This is a genomic window from Roseateles rivi (genome assembly GCF_043555845.1).
Taxonomy (GTDB): domain Bacteria; phylum Pseudomonadota; class Gammaproteobacteria; order Burkholderiales; family Burkholderiaceae_C; genus Roseateles; species Roseateles rivi.
The window spans coordinates 322,385-343,507 of the sequence record NZ_JBIGHZ010000001.1; the positions used below are offsets into that span (position 1 = coordinate 322,385).

At 64.0% G+C, this 21,123-nt stretch carries 24 protein-coding genes; 10 read left to right on the forward strand and 14 right to left on the reverse strand.

Going from position 1 to position 21,123, the window contains the following annotated elements; all coding sequences use genetic code 11:
* Positions 1-11: 11 nt before the first annotated feature.
* From ACG0Z6_RS01420 to ACG0Z6_RS01440, 5 genes are read right to left on the reverse strand one after another with little or no spacing between them, the layout of a single operon-like run.
* Positions 12-641 (reverse strand): hypothetical protein, encoded by a 630-nt coding sequence (locus ACG0Z6_RS01420; RefSeq protein ID WP_394458134.1) that lies wholly within the window; start codon positions 639-641, stop codon positions 12-14.
* Complete coding sequence (locus ACG0Z6_RS01425) at positions 638-1,798, reverse strand: PilW family protein (protein WP_394458137.1); 1,161 nt, start codon at positions 1,796-1,798, stop codon at positions 638-640. The genes ACG0Z6_RS01420 and ACG0Z6_RS01425 overlap by 4 nt, the downstream gene beginning before the upstream one ends.
* Positions 1,799-1,806: 8 nt before the next feature.
* Positions 1,807-2,217 (reverse strand): type IV pilus modification PilV family protein, encoded by a 411-nt coding sequence (locus ACG0Z6_RS01430; protein WP_394458140.1) that lies wholly within the window; start codon positions 2,215-2,217, stop codon positions 1,807-1,809.
* Positions 2,218-2,267: 50 nt separating this feature from the next.
* The gene (locus ACG0Z6_RS01435) at positions 2,268-2,855 is read right to left on the reverse strand and encodes a pilus assembly FimT family protein (protein ID WP_394458142.1); all 588 of its coding nucleotides are present in this window, start codon (positions 2,853-2,855) and stop codon (positions 2,268-2,270) included.
* On the reverse strand, positions 2,849-3,310 hold the full coding sequence (locus ACG0Z6_RS01440) for a type IV pilin protein (RefSeq protein WP_394458145.1): 462 nt from the start codon (positions 3,308-3,310) through the stop codon (positions 2,849-2,851). Before ACG0Z6_RS01440 ends, ACG0Z6_RS01435 begins: the two co-directional genes overlap by 7 nt.
* A 209-nt stretch (positions 3,311-3,519) precedes the next feature.
* Between ACG0Z6_RS01440 and ACG0Z6_RS01445 the strand changes: the two genes are divergently transcribed.
* The 6 genes from ACG0Z6_RS01445 (at position 3,520) to ACG0Z6_RS01470 (ending at position 7,573) form a co-directional block, all read left to right on the forward strand.
* Complete coding sequence (locus ACG0Z6_RS01445; protein ID WP_394458148.1) at positions 3,520-4,401, forward strand: ABC transporter ATP-binding protein; 882 nt, start codon at positions 3,520-3,522, stop codon at positions 4,399-4,401.
* Positions 4,398-5,180, forward strand: coding sequence for a lipid asymmetry maintenance ABC transporter permease subunit MlaE (mlaE, locus tag ACG0Z6_RS01450; RefSeq protein WP_394458151.1), 783 nt, complete (start codon positions 4,398-4,400; stop codon positions 5,178-5,180). Before ACG0Z6_RS01445 ends, mlaE begins: the two co-directional genes overlap by 4 nt.
* A gap of 15 nt (positions 5,181-5,195) precedes the next feature.
* Positions 5,196-5,672, forward strand: coding sequence for an outer membrane lipid asymmetry maintenance protein MlaD (gene mlaD / locus ACG0Z6_RS01455; protein ID WP_394458154.1), 477 nt, complete (start codon positions 5,196-5,198; stop codon positions 5,670-5,672).
* 2 nt (positions 5,673-5,674) lie between these two features.
* Positions 5,675-6,520, forward strand: coding sequence for an MlaA family lipoprotein (locus ACG0Z6_RS01460; RefSeq protein WP_394458157.1), 846 nt, complete (start codon positions 5,675-5,677; stop codon positions 6,518-6,520).
* Between the two features lie 110 nt (positions 6,521-6,630).
* The gene (locus ACG0Z6_RS01465) at positions 6,631-7,263 is read left to right on the forward strand and encodes an MlaC/ttg2D family ABC transporter substrate-binding protein (protein WP_394458160.1); all 633 of its coding nucleotides are present in this window, start codon (positions 6,631-6,633) and stop codon (positions 7,261-7,263) included.
* A gap of 4 nt (positions 7,264-7,267) precedes the next feature.
* Positions 7,268-7,573 carry an STAS domain-containing protein gene (locus ACG0Z6_RS01470; RefSeq protein WP_394458163.1) on the forward strand — a complete coding sequence of 102 codons (306 nt, stop codon included), beginning with the start codon at positions 7,268-7,270 and terminating at the stop codon, positions 7,571-7,573.
* Positions 7,574-7,583: 10 nt separating this feature from the next.
* Here ACG0Z6_RS01470 and ACG0Z6_RS01475 read toward each other — a convergent pair whose 3' ends face one another.
* Both ACG0Z6_RS01475 and zwf read right to left on the reverse strand, forming a co-directional pair.
* Entirely contained in the window at positions 7,584-8,444 is an 861-nt protein-coding gene (locus tag ACG0Z6_RS01475) for a MurR/RpiR family transcriptional regulator (RefSeq protein WP_394458795.1), read from the reverse strand.
* A gap of 5 nt (positions 8,445-8,449) precedes the next feature.
* Positions 8,450-9,895: a glucose-6-phosphate dehydrogenase gene (gene zwf / locus ACG0Z6_RS01480; RefSeq protein ID WP_394458165.1), complete on the reverse strand. Its 1,446-nt coding sequence runs from the start codon at positions 9,893-9,895 to the stop codon at positions 8,450-8,452.
* A gap of 174 nt (positions 9,896-10,069) precedes the next feature.
* Here zwf and tal point away from each other — a divergent pair, with 174 nt between their 5' ends.
* From tal to ACG0Z6_RS01495, 3 genes are read left to right on the forward strand one after another with little or no spacing between them, the layout of a single operon-like run.
* Positions 10,070-11,017 carry a transaldolase gene (gene tal, locus ACG0Z6_RS01485; protein WP_394458168.1) on the forward strand — a complete coding sequence of 316 codons (948 nt, stop codon included), beginning with the start codon at positions 10,070-10,072 and terminating at the stop codon, positions 11,015-11,017.
* Positions 11,017-12,660 carry a glucose-6-phosphate isomerase gene (pgi, locus tag ACG0Z6_RS01490; protein ID WP_394458171.1) on the forward strand — a complete coding sequence of 548 codons (1,644 nt, stop codon included), beginning with the start codon at positions 11,017-11,019 and terminating at the stop codon, positions 12,658-12,660. Before tal ends, pgi begins: the two co-directional genes overlap by 1 nt.
* Complete coding sequence (locus ACG0Z6_RS01495; RefSeq protein ID WP_394458174.1) at positions 12,657-13,277, forward strand: HAD family hydrolase; 621 nt, start codon at positions 12,657-12,659, stop codon at positions 13,275-13,277. The genes pgi and ACG0Z6_RS01495 overlap by 4 nt, the downstream gene beginning before the upstream one ends.
* A 7-nt stretch (positions 13,278-13,284) precedes the next feature.
* On the opposite strand, the gene ACG0Z6_RS01500 is transcribed toward ACG0Z6_RS01495, so the two are convergent.
* The 7 genes from ACG0Z6_RS01500 to ACG0Z6_RS01530 all read right to left on the reverse strand — a co-directional run bounded on the left by ACG0Z6_RS01500 (position 13,285) and on the right by ACG0Z6_RS01530 (position 20,507).
* Positions 13,285-13,500, reverse strand: coding sequence for a DNA gyrase inhibitor YacG (locus ACG0Z6_RS01500; RefSeq protein ID WP_394458176.1), 216 nt, complete (start codon positions 13,498-13,500; stop codon positions 13,285-13,287).
* On the reverse strand, positions 13,497-14,252 hold the full coding sequence (zapD, locus tag ACG0Z6_RS01505; RefSeq protein ID WP_394458179.1) for a cell division protein ZapD: 756 nt from the start codon (positions 14,250-14,252) through the stop codon (positions 13,497-13,499). Before zapD ends, ACG0Z6_RS01500 begins: the two co-directional genes overlap by 4 nt.
* A gap of 97 nt (positions 14,253-14,349) precedes the next feature.
* Positions 14,350-14,964 carry a dephospho-CoA kinase gene (gene coaE / locus ACG0Z6_RS01510; RefSeq protein ID WP_394458182.1) on the reverse strand — a complete coding sequence of 205 codons (615 nt, stop codon included), beginning with the start codon at positions 14,962-14,964 and terminating at the stop codon, positions 14,350-14,352.
* Between the two features lie 15 nt (positions 14,965-14,979).
* Positions 14,980-15,906 (reverse strand): prepilin peptidase, encoded by a 927-nt coding sequence (locus tag ACG0Z6_RS01515; RefSeq protein WP_394458796.1) that lies wholly within the window; start codon positions 15,904-15,906, stop codon positions 14,980-14,982.
* Positions 15,907-15,908: 2 nt separating this feature from the next.
* Entirely contained in the window at positions 15,909-17,141 is a 1,233-nt protein-coding gene (locus ACG0Z6_RS01520) for a type II secretion system F family protein (protein ID WP_394458184.1), read from the reverse strand.
* 43 nt (positions 17,142-17,184) lie between these two features.
* A complete protein-coding gene (gene pilB / locus ACG0Z6_RS01525; RefSeq protein ID WP_394458187.1) occupies positions 17,185-18,861 on the reverse strand; it encodes a type IV-A pilus assembly ATPase PilB in 1,677 nt (558 codons plus the stop codon).
* A 176-nt stretch (positions 18,862-19,037) separates the two neighbouring features.
* Positions 19,038-20,507 (reverse strand): cryptochrome/photolyase family protein, encoded by a 1,470-nt coding sequence (locus ACG0Z6_RS01530; protein WP_394458190.1) that lies wholly within the window; start codon positions 20,505-20,507, stop codon positions 19,038-19,040.
* Between the two features lie 31 nt (positions 20,508-20,538).
* Between ACG0Z6_RS01530 and ACG0Z6_RS01535 the strand changes: the two genes are divergently transcribed.
* Positions 20,539-21,117 carry a YqgE/AlgH family protein gene (locus ACG0Z6_RS01535; RefSeq protein ID WP_394458192.1) on the forward strand — a complete coding sequence of 193 codons (579 nt, stop codon included), beginning with the start codon at positions 20,539-20,541 and terminating at the stop codon, positions 21,115-21,117.
* Positions 21,118-21,123 lie beyond the last annotated feature (6 nt).

Sequence of the window (21,123 nt, forward strand, 5' to 3'; positions counted from 1 at the left end):
CGGGCGCGCCGTCAAGGTGTGAAGGTGGATTGCACAAACGCCTGCGTATGGCGCGGGCCGCTGATGCGCATGCTGACGCGGTAAACAATCTGAACCGGCGCGGCACCGGCCACGCCAGCGCCAGACAACTCAGGGCGCTGTTCCTGCGATGCGCTTCCGCCTTTGGGGATATCCAGGGCGGAGGCGCAATGCGCGTGGTCTGCCGGTCCGTTTGCGCTGCACAGGCGATCGACCACCCAACGGATGCTCACCCCCATGTCGGCCACCACGATGTCGTTGGCCGCGCTGCCTGTGTTGGCAAAGTCGGCCTCGCTGAGCAACGCCCTGGGAATGCCTTGGGCATTGGTGGGCAAGATTGCGGCGCTGTAGTTCAGCGCCGGAGCAGAGGTGCGCCGGGGCGCCTCCGTGGCCAGCGCACCCGTACCCGTGAAGTGGCTCAGTACCGCGACCATGCCGCGGTCGCTTTGGTGGGTCAGGTCGCGTTTGAAGCCGTAGTTGCCCGCGCTGAACAGCGAGGTATTCATGGAGCGCACCACGGCACCGGCACCAATCAGCAGCAGCACGAGTGCGATCAATGCGAACACCAGCACAACGCCGCGTTGGGGGCCGCTGAGGGCGCGCCGCTGCAAGGGCTGTTTCATAGACCCCTCACTGCGGTCATGACGTTGCGCAGCGGCGCGCTCACGCTCACCAGGCGGTGGCGTTGCTGTCGCTGTGCCTCGGGGATGTTGTAGACCTGCTGCTGCTCGGCCGCCAAGTCGGCGAACAGGGTCAGCGAGGCGGGCGCGACCGCAGCGCGCTCCACCAAGTCGTTGCGCAGCACCATGTCCACTCGCACGGCCATGATTTGCTCCAAGCGCTGCAAGGGCGCTACGGCCAGCGTGGCAGCGTCAAATCCGGCGGCGGTCGGCGCCACCCAGGCGTCTACCATCCCATCGCCATTGGCGTCTACCCCGTAGAGGGCACGCAGCGCCACCACGCCATCGGCCATCAAAGTGGGTACCGCATTGCCGTTGATTTGCAGCAGGTCCAAGCTCATCAGCTGGCCGCCATTGCCCAGCCCGAGCAACAGCAGGCGCGGCGGGTTGGCTGTGGGCGCTGCACTGCCCAACATCGAGATGCGCGCTACAGGGGTATGGTTGAAGTCCGTCAGGTGCGTGCCACTGATGGTCTCGGCGTGATAGGTGCCACCCAGGCCGACGCTGGGGGCGGCATTCTCGGCTTGCTCCACCTCAGACACATGCTGCACCATGCACCGGCCCAAGCTGCCGCTCAGCAGCAGCAAGTCGTTGGGCGAGACCCCTACCGTGTTGCCCAAGCGCAAGCTGTTGGAAGTGATGCCCGCGTTGGCCACCACCATTGAGGCCTCGGCCATGCCATGCGCGCCCGATGCAATGGCCAGCACGTCCGAGCCGCCCGCGCCCGCGCCCGCATGAATGAGCACGGGCAGCAGCCGCACCGAACGCGGCAACGCAGCAAAAGGGGCCGCAAATGCGGCCGGGTGCGGCAGGATTTGCACACCGGCGCGCGCGGCCAGGATTTCACAGCCCCAGACCTGCGCGCGGTTTTGCGTCAGGCCTGAGCCCGCGCTGCGCAATTCTTGGTCCAGCAGGTATGACAGGTAGGCGCCGGTCTGGGCCGCGTCGTTGGTGCTGGTGAGTGTGCGGCGGCTGCCTTCGTAGCGCGCCATCATGGTGGTAACCACCAACACCAACACGATCCCAATCGTGAGGGCCACCATCAACTCAACCAGCGAGAAGCCACGCCGACGGTGTTGCAAAGCGGGGAGGTACGGCATGGTGTTCTCTACGGCAGGGTGCAGGCCGTAGCTGCGCCAGCGCCTGGCCGCTGCGCCAGCACGATGTCGGTTTCATAGCGGCTGTTTGCCGCTGCGGCGGTGGCGCTGGGCGGGCGCCAACTGATGGTGACGCGCGCACTCTGCCTGTCCGATCCTGGCGTGACCGTGCCTGTGCCCTGGGGCAGCCCGGCGGCGGGTGCGTCAGCCACCCGCGCTTGCCAAGCTTGCAATTGCGCATCACTGAGCTCGACCGTGTTGCAGGCCCACATGCGCGCGCCCAGCTCGGAGGCCAGCGACGCGGCGCGCAAGCTGTCTTCTGATTCGACCGAGTACTGTGTTGCCCTGGCGTAAAGCGCTACCAAGCCCAACAGGCTCAGGGAGATCAACAGCACCGCGGTGAGTACCTCGATCAACGACATGCCCAGCTGCTTGGCAGGCCTGCAGCGCCGGGCGCTCGTGCACTTGGGCATCATTCGCAGCCTTCGGGCGCGACGCTGCGCTCACGGCTGGGGTCGCACATGCGTATGCCTCCGCCGACGCTGACCGTGACGCGCAAGGCCCGATCGCCCTTGGCGTTGGATGCGTCGAATTGAAGCCGTCCGTTGTTCGGTACCACGCACTGCAACCCGTCTACCCCTGGGGCGGGGTTGGCCACCGGTCGTCCAATCGAGTTGAAGCACAGGGCGACCGGACCGTCCACAAGAACATTGGTGCTGGCCCCATTGAGGGCGCCACATTGGACGATGCGTGCCGCCTCATCGGCCAACAAGGGAATGGTGCGAATCACCCAGTGCGTGCCCGCGCTATCGGGCTGAGCGCGGTCGTCGCAGGCCACGACGGCGCTGCGAAAAAATAGAGTTTGACGCTGCAGCCGCAGGGCTTCGGCCTGCGCCAGCTTGAGCCCGTTTTGCAGCTCGTCGGCCATGGCGCGTGTTTGCGCGTTGGCCAGCCAGCGCATGAACGAGGGCGTGGCCAATGTCGTCAGAGTGGCCAACACGGCCAGCGTCACCATCAGCTCAATCAGGGTGAAACCTTGGCGGGCGTGAGCACTCAACATGGCTCCCCCTTGCGCAAGATCCATTTGCTTGCACAGGAATTCCATCCCGTGCGCGCGGAGGTGGTGGAGCGCCCGCCCGCTTGATCGAGGGTGTAGACAAAGCCCGCCGTGGGCCCGCTGCCTACGGCCTGCAGCCTGAAGGTGAGGGCGGTGGGGTCCTCTGCGCAGCTCACCACGAAGTGGTTGAAGGTGCGCTCCGCTGTACGGCCCTGGCAAGGGCTGGTGAAGGCACCGACCGTGGCATAGCTGCGGTTGTCTTGATAGTGCCGCTCCATTTGCGCCGCCACGGTGGACAGGCCGGTGCTGGCATCCACCAAATGGCCGCGCAGCACGTAGTCCTGATAGCTGGGCAAGGCGATGGCAGCCAAGATGCCCACAATGGCCACCGTGATCATCACCTCCATGAGCGTGAAGCCCAAGCCATGAAGGGCAGCTCTGAAACGAGTTGAACCCATGCCTGCGTGCCAGCGTCTGTTCAAAAGATTGATGGCCATTTTGGGATCCTTCAACTGCCTGTGTCGTGCCGCTTGTCGGGGAAAGACATGCCGTTTGTCCACGCGCTGTCTGGCCTTTGGGTGGGGCTGCACCATAGCTGCCTACCCCCCCTTAGTGGCGGGGATGGCGCTGACGCATACCTGCCAGCTTGTCACCAGTGGCTTCCCCTATGATTGGCCCCTTTGGCCTCACCGCTTGCATGTCCTATATCGGCATATCCCCCAGTTCACTGGACTCTTCAAGCCGCGCGCCGCTCATCGATGTGCGAGCTGTGGAGTGCGGCTACGCAGGGCGCACCATCTTGGAAGGTGTGAACCTGCAAGTGCATCGCGGTCAGGTGGTGGCACTCATCGGGTCTTCCGGTGGGGGCAAGACCACGCTGCTGCGTTTGATGTCGCGCCAAATCCGTCCCACACGCGGTACGGTGTTGTTTGATGGGCAGGACATCGGCGTGCTGGACGCGCGGGACATCTACGCCGTGCGCCGCCGCATGGGCATGCTGTTTCAGTTCGGAGCGCTGTTCACCGATTTGTCGGTGTTTGAAAACGTGGCCTTCCCGCTGCGCGAGCACACGCGCTTGCCGGAATCCATGATTCGCGACTTGGTGCTGATGAAGCTCAACGCCGTGGGCCTGCGCGGCGCGCGCGACCTCATGCCGGCGGAGATTTCGGGTGGCATGGCGCGGCGCGTGGCGCTGGCGCGAGCCATTGCGCTGGACCCCGAGCTGGTCTTGTATGACGAGCCCTTCGCAGGCCTGGACCCCATCTCGCTGGGGGTGGCTGCACGCTTGATTCGGGACCTCAACGACGCACTGGGTTTGACCAGCGTGGTGGTGTCGCATGATCTGCATGAAACCTTTGCCATTGCCGACCATGTGGTGATGGTGGCCAATGGCCGCATCGTGGCGCAGGGCAGTCCCGATGAGTTGCGCAACAGCACCGACCCGCTGGTGGTGCAGTTTGTGGGCGCGCAGGCCGATGGCCCGGTGCGCTTTCACATGGCCGCACCCGATGTGGCCCATGACTTTGGCTTTGCTGGAGGGCAGGCATGATGCAGCGCCTGGCCACATCCCTGGGCCGCAATCTGCGCCTGAAACTGGCCGACTACGGCTACGCCGCGCGACTCTTTGCGCGCCTCTTGGGGCTGCTGCCTGCCGCCCTGATGCGCATGGCGCTGGTGCGCGAGCAGATGTATTACTTGGGCAACCGTTCGCTGTCCTTGATCGGCGTGTCGGGCCTGTTTGTGGGCTTTGTGCTGGCCCTGCAGGGCTATTACACGCTGCAGCGCTATGGCTCGGCCGAGGCTGTGGGCCTGCTGGTGGCGCTGAGCTTGGTGCGCGAACTCGGCCCCGTGGTGTGCGCGCTCTTGTATGCCGGGCGAGCGGGCACGTCGCTGACGGCGGAGATCGGCCTGATGAAGGCGGGCGAGCAGCTCACGGCCATGGAGATGATGGCTGTGGACCCCGTGCGGCGCGTGCTCGCTCCTCGCTTCTGGGGCGGCGCTTTGGTCATGCCGCTGCTGGCCGCTGTGTTTTCGGCGGTCGGCATTTTGGGCGGCTGGCTGGTGGCAGTGCCGCTCATCGGCGTTGACGGCGGCTCTTTCTGGTCGCAAATGCAGGGCGGCGTTGACGTTTGGGGCGATGTCGGCAACGGCGTTGTCAAAAGCGTTGTGTTTGGCCTGACGGTGAACTTCGTCGCGCTGCTGCAGGGCTGGACCTGCAAGCCCACGCCCGAGGGCGTGGCTGCAGCCACAACGCGCACGGTTGTACTTTCTTCTCTGGCGGTGCTGGGCCTGGACTTTGTGCTCACCGCCATGATGTTTTCGATTTGAAATTTGGAGTGGAGCATGCAAGCTTCCCGTTATGACACATGGGTCGGTGCCTTTGTGCTGCTGGGTGCAGCAGCCTTGGTGTTTTTGGCACTCAAGGCGGGCAATCTTCTAAGCCTGAACTGGGGTGAGCCCACCTACACGGTGAGCGCGCAGTTCGACAACATCGGTGGCCTCAAGCCGCGCGCCGCAGTGAAAAGCGCCGGTGTGGTGGTGGGGCGTGTGGAGTCCATCCGCTTCGACGACAAGAGCTATCAAGCCCACGTGGTGCTGAAGCTGCACAGCGCCGCGGCCTTCCCCAAAGACAGCTCGGCCAAGATCCTCACCTCGGGCTTGTTGGGGGAGCAGTACATCGGCCTGGAGGCCGGTGCTGACGAGCACAACTTGACCGAGGGTGACCGCATCAGCCGCACGCAATCGGCCGTGGTGCTTGAAAACCTGATTGGGCAATTCCTCTACAACAAGGCCGCTGACGCCTCGAACACGGAGAAGTGAGCATGGGCAGGACATTGCCTCCAAGCGCGCCAACTGCCTCGCGCGGCAAGGTATGGGCGCTGGCCTTCCTGTTGGGTGTGGCCAGTGTGGGGTCCGTGGCCCATGCCCAGGAATCAGTGGCTGAGGGCGTCGAGGATGAGTTTCCATTGCCCAACGTCCGGCACAAGCAAGACCCTTGGGAGCGTTGGAACCGCAAGGTGTTTCGCTTCAACGAAAAGCTCGACGCCACGCTTTTGAGGCCTGTGGCTGAGGCCTACAGCGGCTTTGTTCCCAGCCCAGCGCGCACGGCTGTTGACAATTTTTTTGGCAACTTCGGGGACGCATGGTCAGCCGTCAACCTGCTGCTGCAAGGGCGCGTCAAAGCCGGTGTGCAGCAGTCAGCTCGCGTGGTGTTTAACACCGTATTGGGGTTGGGCGGCTTGATCGACATTTCATCGGCGGCCGGTATCGAAAAGCAAAGCGAAGACTTCGGCATGACGCTGGGGCGCTGGGGCTTTGATGGCGGGCCCTATATGGTGCTGCCCTTGCTGGGTCCGTCGACGCTGCGCGATACCGTGGCCTTGCCGTTGAATCTGTCGGTCTCGCCGTCTTTTGTTTATCAGGATGGCGCCTACAAAGCCAGCGTGTTCTCACTGCAGTTGGTCAACGTGCGGGCCAATTTGCTACGGGTCACCGACATGCTCGACGGCATTGCACTGGATAAATACACCTTTGTGCGTGATGCCTATTTGCAGCGCCGTAAAGTGCAGGCCGCTGACGATGAAGACGACTACGAACTCGTTGAAACGGCACCAGTAGCGGCCAGTGCTGCTTCGGCACCGGCCAGCGCACCCCCGCCAGCGCGCTGATGCTGGCGTTGTGAACCAAAACCTGATCTGCCGCGTTGTAGTGGCAGGCCACAGCCATAAGTCGGCGTGCTCGAGCCACGCCGCATGTGGCCCCATCTAAGGACTAAGCAATGAAAGCAAGCAAACGTTGGTTGATTCAAGCGCTCTTGAGCGCCGCAGTGGCACTGCCTTGGGTCACGGCACACGCAGCTGACAACTCCGCGCCAGACCTGCTCATCCGCCAGCTCTCGCAAGAAACCCTGGACGCTGTGCGGACGGACAAAGCCATCCAGGCTGGCGACGTTGGTCGCGTGATGACCATGGTCGACGCCAAGGTCATGCCCCACGTGAACTTCCAGCGCATGACGGCTTCTGCCGTCGGGCGCTTCTGGCGTCAGGCCACGCCCGAGCAGCGCCAGCGCCTGCAGGACGAATTCAAAACCCTGCTGTTGCGCACCTACTCTGGCGCACTGGCGCAGGTGAAGGACCAGCAAGTGGCGCTCAAGCCCTTGCGTGCCAGCCCCGAGGACAAGGAAGTGGTGGTCAAGACCGAAGTGCGCGGCAAGGGTGAACCCATCCAGCTGGACTACCGCCTGGAAAAGAGCGAGCAGGGCTGGCGCATTTACGACATGAACGTGCTGGGCATCTGGCTGGCCGATCAGTACCGCAACAGCTTTGCTCAGGAAATCAATGCCAAGGGCATTGATGGCTTGATCAAGTCTTTGGCCGAGCGCAATCAAAAAGCCGCTCAGACCAAGTCCTGAACCCATGACGACTGTGACTGCAGCTGCCCTGCCTCTGCCCAGCCGCCTGGTGATGGACGACCAGCCCCAGGCTTGGCTGGCGCTGGAAGCCAGCCTGCGCCAGCATCTGCAAGCGCAGACCGTCAGCGCCACCCCGGTGGTGCTGGACTTGGCGCCGCTGCAGCAGTTTGATTCCAGCGCCCTAAGCCTCTTGCTGCAGACCCAGCGCTGGTGCCAGCAACAGCAGCGTCAGCTGCTGTTGCTCAACGCCGCGCCGCGCTTGCAGGAGCTGGCGCGCGTCTACGGCCTGCAGCAGCTGCTGTGGCCCTGATGATTGGCGCTCAGCTGGTGTAGCGCTTGCTGCGCAAATTGCGCTTGATTTCCTGCAGCATGGGGCGCAGTTGCTGGCCCATGCGCAGCGCCACACCCGTGGTGAGAATGTCCACCGTGGTGAGGTGCAGCAGGCGCGACACCATGGGGCTGTAGCGGTCGTAGTCCTCGGGGTGGTCCACCGCGAGCAGCACCTGGCCTGGCAGTTGCCCCATCTGCGCCAGCGGCGAGCCGCTGGTGGTGATGATGATGGTGGTCGCCCCTTTTTTTCGCGCAATCTCGGTGGCGTCCATGAGGTCGCGGCTGCGGCCGGAGTTGGAGATCACCACCGCGCAGTCGCCCGGCCCCAGCATGGTGGCACTCATGAGCTGCACATGCCCGTCGCTGCAGGCAATGGTGTTCACGCCCAGGCGAAAGAATTTGTGTTGCGCATCTTGCGCCACGATGCCTGAGTTGCCCACGCCGTAAAACTCAATGCGCTTGCTCTGTGCACAGGCCTCGGCCAGCGCCGTGATGGCGCGCTCAAAAGCGTGGCTGGTGGCGTCGTTGCGGTACTGAAGCAGAGCCGCAACGGCGTTGTCCACCACCTTCACAATCAGGCCAGCGGGCTTGTCGCCTTCGTCCACGGCGCGGTGCACAAAGGGCACGCCTTCGTTGACGCTGCCTGCGAGCTTGAGCTTGAAGTCGGCCAAGCCGTCATAGCCCACGCTGCGGCAAAAGCGCACCACCGTGGGCTTGCTGACATGGGCGCGGTCGGCCAGCTCGCTCACGGGCAAATTGGCAAAAGCGCGGGCATCGGCCAGCAGCAGCTTGGCCACGCGCTGCTCGGCTGGCGGCAGCGCGGGCAGGGCTGCTTTGATGCGCTCAAGCATGCTCATCAGCTCTCCTCAGCCCAGGAAAAACCTTCGCGCGCGACCAATGCGCTGGCCGCGGGTGGCCCCCAGCTGCCCGCCACATAGGTGCGTGGCCCGCTTGCGTCTTGCGCCCAGGCGTCGAGGATGGGCTCCACCCAGCGCCAGGCTTGCTCTTGCTCGTCACTGCGCACGAACAGGTTCAAGCGCCCAGCAATGGCGTCCAGCAATAGGCGCTCGTAAGCGCCCACGCGGTTGGCGGCAAAGGCCTTGTCGAAGTCCAGATCCAAAGACACCGAAGACAGCGCCTCGCCCGTGGCGCTGCCTTTGGAGGCTTGCAGACGCAGCTCCAGGCCGTCCTCGGGTTGCAGCTTGATGATGAGCTGGTTGGGCCGGTTGGCGCCAGGGAAGATGGGGTGAGGCACGGGGCGGAAGTTGACGACGATTTGCGCGTCGCGCGCCGCCAGCCGTTTGCCTGTGCGCAGATAGAAGGGCACGCCTGCCCAGCGCCAGTTCTGCACCTCGGTGCGCAGCGCCACAAAGGTTTCGGTGCGGCTGTCCTGGGGTACTTTGGCTTCGTCCAAATAGCCCACCACGGCTTTGCCATCGACCGTGCCGGCACGGTATTGGCCGCGCACCACGTCGCGCTCCACGCTTTCGGGCGTGAAGGGCTTGAGTGCGCGCAGCACCTTGAGCTTCTCGTCGCGGATGGCGTCGGCGTCGTTGCTCGAAGGGGCTTCCATGGCAATCATGGTCAGCAGCTGCAGCGCGTGGTTTTGCACCATGTCGCGCAGGGCCCCCGTGCCGTCGTAAAACGGACCGCGCGTGCCCACGCCCAGGCCCTCGGCCAGCGTGATCTGAATGTTGGCAATGCTCTCGCGCCGCCACAGCGGTTCGAACAAGGCATTGCCAAAGCGCAGGGCCATGAGGTTCTGAACCGAGGGCTTGCCCAGGTAGTGGTCGATGCGATAGGCCTGGCTCTCACTGAATACCGAGCGCACCACCTTGTTGATTTGCTGGGCGCTGCGCAGGTCGTGCCCCAGCGGCTTTTCCAGCACCACGCGCACACGCGCTTCGTTCAGCCCGGCGGCGCCGAGCTGTTCGCAAATCTGCGTGAATAGGTGCGGGCTGGTGGCCAGGTACAGCACCACGGTGTCGGCCTGGCGCTCTTGCAGCCAGTCCTTGAGGCGCTGGTAGTGCTCGGGCTGGGAGAGGTCCATGCGGCGGTAGAACACCATGGCCGCGAAGCGCTCGAACTCTTCGTCGCTGGGACGCTTGGAACCATCGACTTCGCGGAAGCGTTCTTTGAGCCACTCGCGGTAGCGCTCGTCGGGCATCTCGTCGCGCGCGACAGCCAGGATGCGGCCACCTTCAGGCAACTTGCCATGACGAAACGCCTGGAAGAGGGCGGGCATGAGCTTGCGCCACGTCAGGTCGCCGGTTCCACCGAAAAACACCAGATCAAAGGACATGCGGCTGTGGCCTCTTCAGGGGAGGCGTGAGGTTGGTTGATCTCTTGATGTAACGAAGTTACGGGATTTATGATGCATCAGTTTCTTCGGCCGGTCAATCCAGATTCGAGGCATTGGTGCGGTGACCGCGGTTCTAATACGGGCTGCAATTTCTCCCTATTTCGGATGTCTCTCATGAACCAGCTCGAACAACTGAAGGCCCTGACCACGGTGGTTGCTGACACCGGCAACTTCCTGCAGCTGGCGCAGTTCACGCCGCGCGACGCCACCACCAACCCCTCGCTGATCTTGAAGGCCGTGCAGTCGCCCGACTACGCGCCTTTGCTCAAAGAAACCGTGCAAGCCCAGCGCGGGCAGCCGCTGGCGGACATCGTCGACCATGTGCTGGTGCGCTTTGGTCTGGAAATCCTGAAGGTGGTGCCCGGCCGCGTGTCCACCGAGGTGGATGCACGCCTGAGCTTTGATCGCCAAGCCACTGTGGCTCGCGCGCGGCGCCTGGTGGCCTTGTACGAAGCTGCGGGCATTGGCCGCGAGCGCGTGCTGATCAAGATTGCCGCTACCTGGGAAGGCATTCAAGCCGCACGCGAACTCGAGCGCGACGGCATCCATTGCAACCTCACCTTGCTGTTCTCGTTCTGCCAGGCCGTGGCCTGCGGCGAGGCCGGTGTGCAGCTGATTTCGCCCTTTGTGGGCCGCATCTACGACTGGTACAAAAAGTCCGCAGGCAGCGCCTGGGACGAGGCTGCGCGTGCGGGCGTGAACGACCCTGGCGTGCAGTCGGTGACGGCCATCTACCACTACTTCAAGCGCCACGGCATTGCCACCGAGGTGATGGGTGCGAGCTTCCGCAACATCGGTCAAATCCAAGCTCTGGCCGGTTGTGACTTGCTGACCATCAGCCCCGACTTGCTGGCCCAACTGCAAGCCAGCGAGGCGCCCCTGCAGCGCCAGCTCGACGCCGACGCTGCCCGACGCATGGATCTGCCCCCAGTCACCTTCACCGAAGCGGCCTTCCGCTTTGCCCTCAACCAGGACGCCATGGCCACTGAAAAACTGGCCGAAGGCATCCGCCTGTTTGCCGTCGATTCGGGCAAGCTGGATCAGATGATCGAGAGCCTTTGATGTCACTGCCTCTGCGTTGCGACGCCAGCCCCGTATGGGCTGCGCTGCAAACCCACTACCGCAACCACGGCGCGCAATTTGACGTGCGCCAAGCCTTTGCTAACGACGAGCAGCGTTTTGCGCGCTGGTCTTTCAAAGCGCCTGAGCTGCTGGCGGATCTGTCCAAGAATCGCATCGACGATGCGACGCTGGAGCTGCTCCTGGCCTTGGCCAGGGACTGCGGGCTGGAAGCGCAGCGCGAGGCCATGTTCACGGGCGAGCCCATCAACCTCACCGAAGGTCGCGCGGTCTTGCACACGGCGCTGCGTGCGCCTGCGCAGGCCAGCCCGGTAGGCGCCGAGGTGGCTGCCTCGCTGCAGCGCATGCTGGCTTATGCCGATGCGCTGCGCGACCCCAGCAGCGGCATCACCGACGTGGTGCACATCGGCATTGGAGGGTCAGACCTGGGCCCGGCCATGGCGGTGCAAGCCCTGCAGCCTTTTGTGGCGCCGCATTTGCGCTTGCACTTTGTCTCTAACGTCGACGGGCACGACCTGTTCGCGGTGCTGCGCCAGCTGCGACCGCACAGCACGCAGTTCGTGATTGCCTCGAAGACCTTCACCACGCAAGAAACCCTGGCCAATGCACTGGCCGCGCGGGCCTGGTTTGTGCAGCGTGGTGGCAGCGATGTGGCGCGCCACTTTGTGGCCACCACCAGCAATGTGGCGGCTGCAGCCGAGTTCGGCATCAGTACCACCTTTGGTTTTTGGGACTGGGTGGGCGGGCGCTACTCGCTGTGGTCGGTGATCGGCCTGCCCATTGCCATTGCCATTGGCGCGCAGCGCTTTGAGGAGCTGCTGGCTGGTGCTCGTGCCATGGACGAGCATTTCCGGCGCACGCCGCTGCGACACAACCTGCCGGTGTTGCTGGGTTTGCTCGATGTTTGGTACCGCAACTTCCACGGCTACACCAGCCGCTCCGTCGCGCCCTATCACCAAGGGCTGCGTCGCCTGCCGGCCTATCTGCAGCAGCTGGAGATGGAGAGCAATGGCAAGCGCGTGGACCGTGAGGGCCATGAGCTGTCTTACGCCACCAGCCCGGTGGTGTGGGGCGAGGCCGGTACCAATGGCCAACACGCCTATTTCCAGATGCTGCACCAGGGCACGGATGTGATCCCTGTGGAGTTCATCGCGGTGCGCCAGCCCTATTACGGCGACGCGCCCCAGGGCGAGCTGCGCCAGCGTCTGGACGACCAGCACCGCAAGTTGCTGGCCAACTGCCTGGCGCAGTCCCAAGCACTGATGCAGGGCAAGTCCACCGCGCAGGCGCGTGGTGAAGCGGCGCCCACGGCCTCGCCCACGCTGGACCCCGACGTGCTGGCGCGCCACCGCAGCTTCCCAGGCAACCGCCCCAGCACCACGCTGGTGTTGGATCAGCTCACGCCGCGTGCGCTGGGGGCCTTGATTGCCATGTACGAGCACCGCGTGTTTGTCAGCGGCGCACTGTGGGGCATCAACAGCTTCGACCAATGGGGTGTGGAACTGGGCAAAGCCCTGTGCAACAGCCTGTTGCCGCGCTTCGGCAGCGTCGACGTGGCAGGGCTTGATGCCTCCACGGCGGGCTTGATGCGCTATCTCCTGGATTCTTCCCACTCACAGGCATGAATATTGTTTTTGACTTTGGCGGAGTGCTGTTTCACTGGCACCCGCCCACGTTTTTGGCGCGTGTCTGGCCGCATCGCGTGCGCAATGCCCAGGAGGCGGAGGCCGTGGCGCGCGAGTTCTTCCAGGCTTACACGGGTGACTGGGGGGCGTTTGACCAGGGTTTGGCTGACGCCGATGAAACGGCTGGGCGCATCGCCGAGCGCACCGGCTGGCCGCTGGCCGAAGTGCAGCAGGTGATGGCCGAGGTGCCTGAAGAGCTGCAGGCCGTGCCGCAAACCGTGGCGCTGCTGTTGGACCTCAAAGCGGCGGGCCATCGTTTGCACTACCTCTCCAACATGCCGCAGCCCTATGCCGACCACCTGGAGCGCGCCTACCCCTTGCAGGAGTGGTTTGTCAGCGGTGTGTTTTCCAGCCGCGTGAAGCAGTCCAAACCCCAGCAGCCGATTTTTGACGAGGCCCTGCGCCGCATTGGCGCACCGGCAGCGGAGTGCTTGTTTCTGGACGATCACCCGGCCAATGTGGAGGCGGCACGTGCCTTGGGCTGGCAGGCCGAACTCTTCACCAGCGCTGATGCGCTGCGACCCCTGCTGCGCGCGCGCGGGCTGCTCGGCGGCTGAGCCCTATTCAGTGGCCGTCGTTGCCGCTGTCGGGGTCCGGCGGCGGCGCTGGCACGCGAAAGCGTTCTTCAGCCCAGGCGCCCAGATCGATCTGGCGGCAGCGCTGGCTGCAAAAAGGGCGCCAGGTGTTGGTGGGCGCAAACAGGCTGGGCCCGCCGCAGGTGGGGCAGGGCACTTGGCGTGCCGCGCCAGCGGCCGGTTGGGGTGCGGCAGGGGAGGTCATGAGCACAGGGTCAGCTCAAAGCTGGCGTCTTGTTGGGCGGGTCTGAGGCGCCCATCTTCGTCTTGGCGCATCAGGCGCACCGACACCATCAGGCGGTGGCCGGTGATTTCCGGGATGAAACCCAGGCTGGGGTCGATGCGCAGGCGCAGCAGCTGAAAGCTGCGGTGCTGCGGCAGGCTGAGCTGGAAGTGCCCGGCCACGGCCGCTACTTTCTGTGGTGAACCACTGTCGCGCAGCAAGCCCAGCAGCACGTTCAAGGCTTCAGCCAAGGGCATCAAGGGTTGGGTCCATTGAGCCAAGTCATTGCGTCGGCGCACCGGCAGGTGTTGCTGCCAGTGGTAGTAGGCGGGCAAGTCGAATTCGCAGGTGCCGCCTGGGATGGAGATGCGGCTGCGTATGCTCATCAGCCACTCATTGGCGGTGAGCGACTGCCCGGCCTTGCCCGCCAGACTGTTGAGGCGCTGGAAGGCGTGGTCGATGCGGCCAATCACCTCATCCAGCACGGCCTCAGCAATGGCGGGGTTGCCCCGGTAGCCGCTGAGCTGGGTGCGGTGGCGGTCCAACTCTTTGAGCAAGTCGGACTTGAGGTCGGCCCGCGCGGCCACGTCCATGATCTCGAAAACAGTGAGCAGCGCGAAGTGGTGGTCCAGCGCGGACTCTCGGGCCATCAACTGGCCCAGCCGGTCAAACAGGTGCTCCAGGCGGAGCATCGTGCGTATGCTCTCGTTGAACGGGTATTCGTACAGGACCAATTGGGGTATCCCAGGTGCGAGTGAGACGCGCCAGGGGCGTGCGCGCTGGGCTCAATTGTTCCACAGGCGCGCGGCATTGCGCCCTTCGGTGATGTACTCAGTTGTTGAGATTCCAGCGCTGCCATAGCGCCAGGACATGCGCCTGCAAAGCGTCGAGGCTGAGGCCGTCGTTGGCAATCACATCGTCGGCGATGGCCAGCCGCTGTGCACGACTGGCTTGCTGGGCGATCACGGCCTGCACAGCGTCTTGAGTCCAGCCTGAACGCGCCATGACCCGCTGCACCTGGGTGGCCTCGCTGCAGTCCACCACCACGATGCGGTCTACGCGTGCACGCCAGCGCTGCACGGATTCGGCCAACAGGGGCACATCAAACACCAAGCGCTGATGGGCCGGCGCAGCAGCCGCGCGCGCATCGCACTCGGCCAAGATGAGGGGGTGCAACACCGCTTCGAGTTGGCGCTTGGCTTGCGGATCTTGGAACACCCGTTCACGCACGGCGGCGCGGTCCAGTGCGCCGTCGGGCGCGATAAAGCGCTCACCCAGCTGCTCGCGCAGCGGTGCAATGGCCGCCCCTCCGGCTTGCGTGAGGCTGCGGGCAATGGCGTCGGTGTCGATGAGCAGGGCGCCGAGCTGCGTCAGCAGGCGCGCCACGGTGCTTTTGCCGCTGCCAATGCCACCGGTCAGCCCGATGCGTCTTGCTGAATTGCTCATGCCGCGACCGCGGTGTCAGGCCCAGCCCAGCCAGCCCAGCACGCGCTGGTTGCCAGCCAAAAGTACGACCAAGCCGCCACCGGCCAAAAAAGGCCCGAAGGGCACGTAGCGGCCTTCACGCAGGCTTGAGCGCAGCTTCATGACCAAGCCCACAACAGCGCCGATGATGGAGGCCATGAGCACGATGGGCAGAATCATCTGCCAGCCCAGCCACGCGCCCAGCGCGGCCAGCAGTTTGAAGTCGCCATAGCCCATGCCTTCTTTGCCGGTGAGCAGCTTGAAGAGCCAAAACACCGTCCACAGCGACAGATAGCCCACGACAGCGCCCAGCAGGGCCTCACTCAGAGGCAAGGTCCAACCTGCCCAGGCTGCCAGCAGCCCGGCCCAGAGCAAGGGTAAGGTGATGTCGTCCGGCAGCAAGGTGGTGTCCCAGTCAATACCTGCCAGGGCGACCAGAGCTGTGACAAAGCCGCACCACAGCAGCAGCTCGGGCTTGGGGCCCATGAGCACGGCCAGTGCGGCAAACAGCGCTCCCGTGAGCAGTTCCACCAAGGGGTAGCGCATGCCGATAGGGGTGCGGCAGGAGGCGCATTTGCCCCTGAGCTGCAGCCAAGACAGCACGGGAATGTTCTGGTACCACGGCAGCTGGTGCTGGCATTGGGGGCAGCGCGAGGGCGGCATGGCCAGCCCCAGTCGCGGCTGACCTTCCAGCGCGGTTTGCAACTGCTCGGCCTGGGTCTTGAGTGCCGCGCAGGCGGCTGGGGACAGGCCTGTGTTTTGCAAGGACGCATCGTCTTGCAGCTGTGCGGCGCAATCGTGCAGCCACTGTCGCTCCATCATGCGCGGCAGGCGATGAATGACGACGTTCAAAAAGCTGCCAATGCAAAGGCCCAGCAAACCCAGCACCCAGGGCGACAACCAAAAATCGAGTTCTGCAACCATGCTCAAACCACTTGTCCCAACTTGAAGATGGGCAGGTACATGGACACCACGATGCCGCCGATCAAAACCCCGAGGAAGACGATGATGAAGGGCTCCATCAGCGCAGACAGCGACTTCACGGCCTCGTCAACTTCATCTTCATAGAAGTCTGCCGCCTTGCTCAGCATGTGGTCCAGCGAGCCCGATTCTTCGCCAATGGAGGCCATCTGCAGCACCATGGCGGGGAAGATGTTGGTGTTTTGCATGGAGTTGGTCAGAGTGGCCCCGGTCGCGACGTCACGCTGAATCTTCTCGGTGGCTTCCAGGAACACGGCGTTGCCCGCGGCCCCGCCCACAGAGTCCAGCGACTCGACCAGGGGCACGCCCGCAGCAAACATGGTGGCCAGCGTGCGTGTCCAGCGCGCCACGGCCGATTTGTAGAGGAGCTGGCCAAACACGGGGACTTTCAAGAGCAGCCGGTCCATGCCCTTTTGCATCTTCTCTGAGCGCCGCCAAGCCTGGAAGAAGAAATACAAGCCCCCGCCAATACCCAGGAAGATGACGGGCCAGTAGCTGACGAAGAACTCAGAGATGGCGATGACCATCAACGTAGGCGCAGGCAAGTCGGCGCCAAAGGACGTGAACACGTCTTTGAAGGCGGGCACGACGAAGATCATGATCACGGCCGTGACCACAAAAGCCACCACCAGCACGGCGATGGGGTAGGTCAGGGCGGATTTGATTTTGGCCTTGATGGCCACGGTCTTTTCTTGGTAGATGGCCAAGCGCTCGAGCAGGGTCTCCAAAATGCCGCCGGTTTCACCGGCTTCGACCAAGTTGCAGTAAAGCGCGTCAAAGTACATCGGGTGCTTGCGAAACGCGGCAGACAAATTGGTGCCGGTCTCGACGTCCTGCCGTATGTCAGACAGCAAGCGGGTCAGGCGCGGGTTGGTGCTGCCGCGCCCCACGATGTCAAAAGCCTGGAGCAGGGGCACGCCAGCGCGCATCATGGTGGCGAGCTGGCGCGTGAAGATGGCGATGTCTTTTTGCTTGATGGATTTGCCACCGCTGACGCGCCGCTTTTTGATCTTGGTGACCAAAATGCCCTGGCGCCTGAGCGTGGCGCTGACCACGGCCTCACTGGCTGCGCGCAACTCCCCGCGCACGATCTTGCCGTTGCGGTCCTTACCCTCCCATTCAAAGATGGATTCCTTGACGTCTTTGGCTTTCCTGGCGCTGCTACTCGTGGTGGCCATATGTGCTCCTGCCCTCGCTTGGGGTAGTGTTGTTAGGGAGTGTCTACTCGTTGGTGGCTGCCAGGACCTCTTCTAACGTGGTCCATCCCGCACGGACTTTGACTAAGCCTGATTGGCGCAGGTCTCGCACGCCCTCTGCACGAGCCTGGTTGGCAATATCGACGGCAGTACCCTCTGACAAGATGATTTTTTGAATGCTCTCGCTGATGGGCATGACTTGATAGATGCCCACGCGTCCACGGTAGCCGTTGTTGCAGCTGTTGCAGCCAACGGCCTTGTAGGGATGCCAGGTGCTGTTGAGCTCATCGTCCTGAAATCCGGCGCGCAGCAAAGCCTCGCGAGGATAGTCGGCCGGGGTTTTGCAGCTTTCGCACAAGCGCCGCACCAAGCGCTGTGCCGTGATCAACAGCACGCTTGAGGCGATATTGAACGGCGCCACGCCCATGTTGCGCAGTCGCGTGAGCGTGGACGGTGCGTCGTTGGTGTGCAGTGTGGACATCACCAAGTGACCTGTTTGCGCGGCTTTGATGGCAATGTCGGCAGTCTCCAAGTCGCGAATTTCGCCGACCATGATGACGTCCGGATCTTGGCGCAAAAAGGCTTTGAGCGCAGCTGCAAAGGTCAGGCCCGCGCGCTCGTTGACGTTGACCTGGTTGATGCCGGGCAGGTTGATTTCCGCCGGGTCTTCCACGGTGGAGATGTTGGTGCCGGGCTGGTTGAGGATGTTCAAGCAGGTGTAGAGCGACACCGTCTTGCCCGAGCCCGTGGGTCCGGTGACCAAAATCATGCCGTAGGGGCGCCGAATGGCGGCCAGCAACCGATCCTTTTCCACCGCCTCGTAGCCCAGTGCGTCCACGCCCAGGCGGGCCGACGAGGGGTCGAGCACGCGGATGACGATTTTTTCGCCAAACAGCGTGGGCAGCGTGGAGACACGAAAGTCAATGGGCTTGCTGCCGAACTTGAGCTTCATGCGCCCGTCCTGGGGCACGCGGCGCTCGGCAATGTCCAGCCGCGAAATCACCTTGATGCGCGAGGCCAGCTTGTCTTTGATGCCGATGGGCGGCTGCGAGACTTCGCGCAGTTCGCCGTCAATGCGAAAACGCACGCGGTAGTTCTGCTCGTAGGGCTCGAAGTGCAAGTCCGAGGCCCGCATATTGATGGCATCCACCAGCATCTTCTGCAAAAAACGCACCACCGGTGCGTCTTCCACCTCGCTGAGGTCAGCGCTGTCTGAGGGTTGGGCGGCGGTTTCTTCGGCGATTTCGAAATCGAAATCGACTTTCGACGCGGCCTCGATTTGCTCGGCGGTGGTGGCTCCGCGCTCGCTCAAGAGCCGGTGCAGTTTGTCCTGCTCAACAATCACCCACTCCGGGGCCAGTTGGGTGGCGAACTTGATGCGCTCGGCCACCTCCACGTGGGTGGGGTCTGCCGTTCCCATGAATAAGCGACTGCCGCGCCGCGCCAGGGGGACCACCTGGTACTGAGTCATCAGCTTGGGGTCGATCAAATCCAGCGGCATGCGCCGCAGGTCCAGGGCATCGAGGTCTAGCAGCGGCAGCGCCAGCGCATGGGCCAGGATGTGTGCCAACTCCGATGCGCTGAGCAATCCGGTGGCCAGCAGCACCTGGGTGAAGCTGGTCTTTTGCTGAGCGGCAGCTTTGAGAAGCTCTTGGGCTTGGGCCGCCGGCAGCCGACCCGAATGGGCCAATATCCGGGCCACACCCGAAAGCGTTGAAGGGTTCGGTTCGACCTGAAGGGCGTCCACGGAGGGTAGGGAGAATGGGAGATGTTGCGCATTGGGCCGCAATTTGCGGCAGGAGTCGACTGTAACCCGCACCCACTGTCGCTTTGATCGGGAGGCGGGGGCAAGGTGTGAGCGGAGGTTGCAGGCAGCGGCTAGCTTTGGCGGACCACGGCGTACCTCGCCAGTGTGGTTTGCCGCGCTGCGGCGTGGTCGACCAGGGGCAGCGGGTAGTCGCGCCCAAGCTGCACGCCGGCACTGGCCAACTCCAGCGGACTGGCCAGCCAGGGCGCATGCAGGGCCGGTGCGGGCAGGGCCGCGAGCTCTGGCACATAACGGCGAATGAATTGGCCCTGGGGGTCGAATTTTTCGCTTTGCGCCACGGGGTTGAAGATGCGAAACCAGGGCTGTGCGTCGCAGCCGCTGGAGGCGGCCCACTGCCAGCCGCCGTTGTTGGCGGCAAGGTCAAAGTCCAGCAGCAGCTGCGCAAACCAGGCCTCGCCCCGGCGCCAATCGATGCCCAGGTCTTTAATCAGAAAGCTCGCCGCCACCATGCGCAGGCGGTTGTGCATATAGCCGGTTTGCGCCAGCTGGCGCATGGCGGCATCCACCAGCGGGTAGCCGGTCTGGCCTGCGCACCAGGCTTGAAAATGCGCGTCGGCCTCAGGCCCCTGGGCCCAGCGGATGCGCTCGTATTCGGGCTTGAGTGCCGCGCCAACAACCTGCGGGTGGTGGAACAGCACCTGGTGATAGAAGTCGCGCCAGATCAGCTCGCTGAGCCACACCTCGGCTCCACGGCTGCCCGCCTGCGCGCGCTGCCAGGCGGCGCGGGCCAGCTCACGAATCGACACCGTGCCAAAGCGCAGCTGCGGGCTGAGGTAGCTGGGGCCTTTGCGTGCGGGGTGGTCGCGCAGCTGGTCGTAGTCGTCGATGCGCAGCAAAAAGTCTGACAGCAGCAGCTGCGCGCGCGCGCAGCCCCCTTGCAGAGATGGCGCCAGCGGCATGGCTTCGAAGCCCAGGCGACTCGCATCGGGCGCGCCACTTTCTTGCGGCGGGCGCGCTGCCAGTTTGTGGGCGTGGGCGGCCACTTGGTGCTCGGCCAGCACTGCGGGCTCGGCCGCAAGACGGCGCAGCCAGGCGTTTTTGTAGGGCGTGAAGACGGTGTAGGGGCGTTTTTGGCCCGTCAGCAGCTCGGTGCGCTCAAAGATCACATGGTCTTTGTGGCTGTGCACCACAGCACCTGTGCGCTGCACAGCCTGTGTGACCGCCTCATCGCGTGCCAGGGCGAAAGGGTCGTCGTCGTGGTTGAGGTAGAGGTGGCTCGCACCCAGGCCCTGCATCAGTTCAGGAATGACGGTGCGCGCACAACCGTGGCGCACGATCACCCCGGCGCCGGGGCGCAGGGCTTGCAGGGCGGTGTCCAGCTCCTGCAGGGCTTGCAGGATGAAGCTCACCCGGCGGTCTTCGCGCGGCAGGGCCGACAAGATGTCGCTGTCCAGCACAAAGGCCAGATGCACCTGGGAGTGCTGGCGCAGCGCGTGGCTGAGGGCGGCATGGTCGTGGGCGCGCAGATCGCGGCGCAGCCACACCAGGGCGGGGCTGGAGTTGTCGGTGCGGTCAGGCATGGGGGCAGTGTCGGTGAAATAGAATGCCCCCATGTCCTCGGAGCGCATCGACCTCACCAACCAATTCCTCATTGCCATGCCCGGCATGAAGGACGAAACCTTTGCAGGCACCGTGGTCTATTTGTGTGAGCACAACGAGCGCGGCGCATTGGGGTTGGTCATCAACCGCCCCATTTCTCTGACCTTGGGCAATCTCTTTGAAAAAGTCGAGTTGAACCTGCCCGACGACACACTGGCCGCGCAGCCGGTGTTTTTCGGCGGCCCGGTGCAGACCGAGCGTGGCTTTGTGCTGCATGAGCGCCTGGACGAGCAAGGCGGGCACTACAACGCCTCGCTGGCCGTTCCTGGTGGTTTGGAGATGACCACCAGCCGCGATGTGCTCGAAGCGCTCTCGCATGGCGCGGGCCCGCGCAAGCTGCTGGTGACGCTGGGCTATGCCGGTTGGGCGGCCGGGCAGCTGGAAGAAGAAATTGGGCGCAATGGCTGGCTGACGGTGGACGCCTCGCCAGACATTATTTTTGACGCGCCGGTGGACGAACGCTATGACCGCGCGCTGGCGCTGCTGGGCTTTGACCCGCGCATGCTCAGCCAGGAGGCCGGGCACGCATGAGGCCTC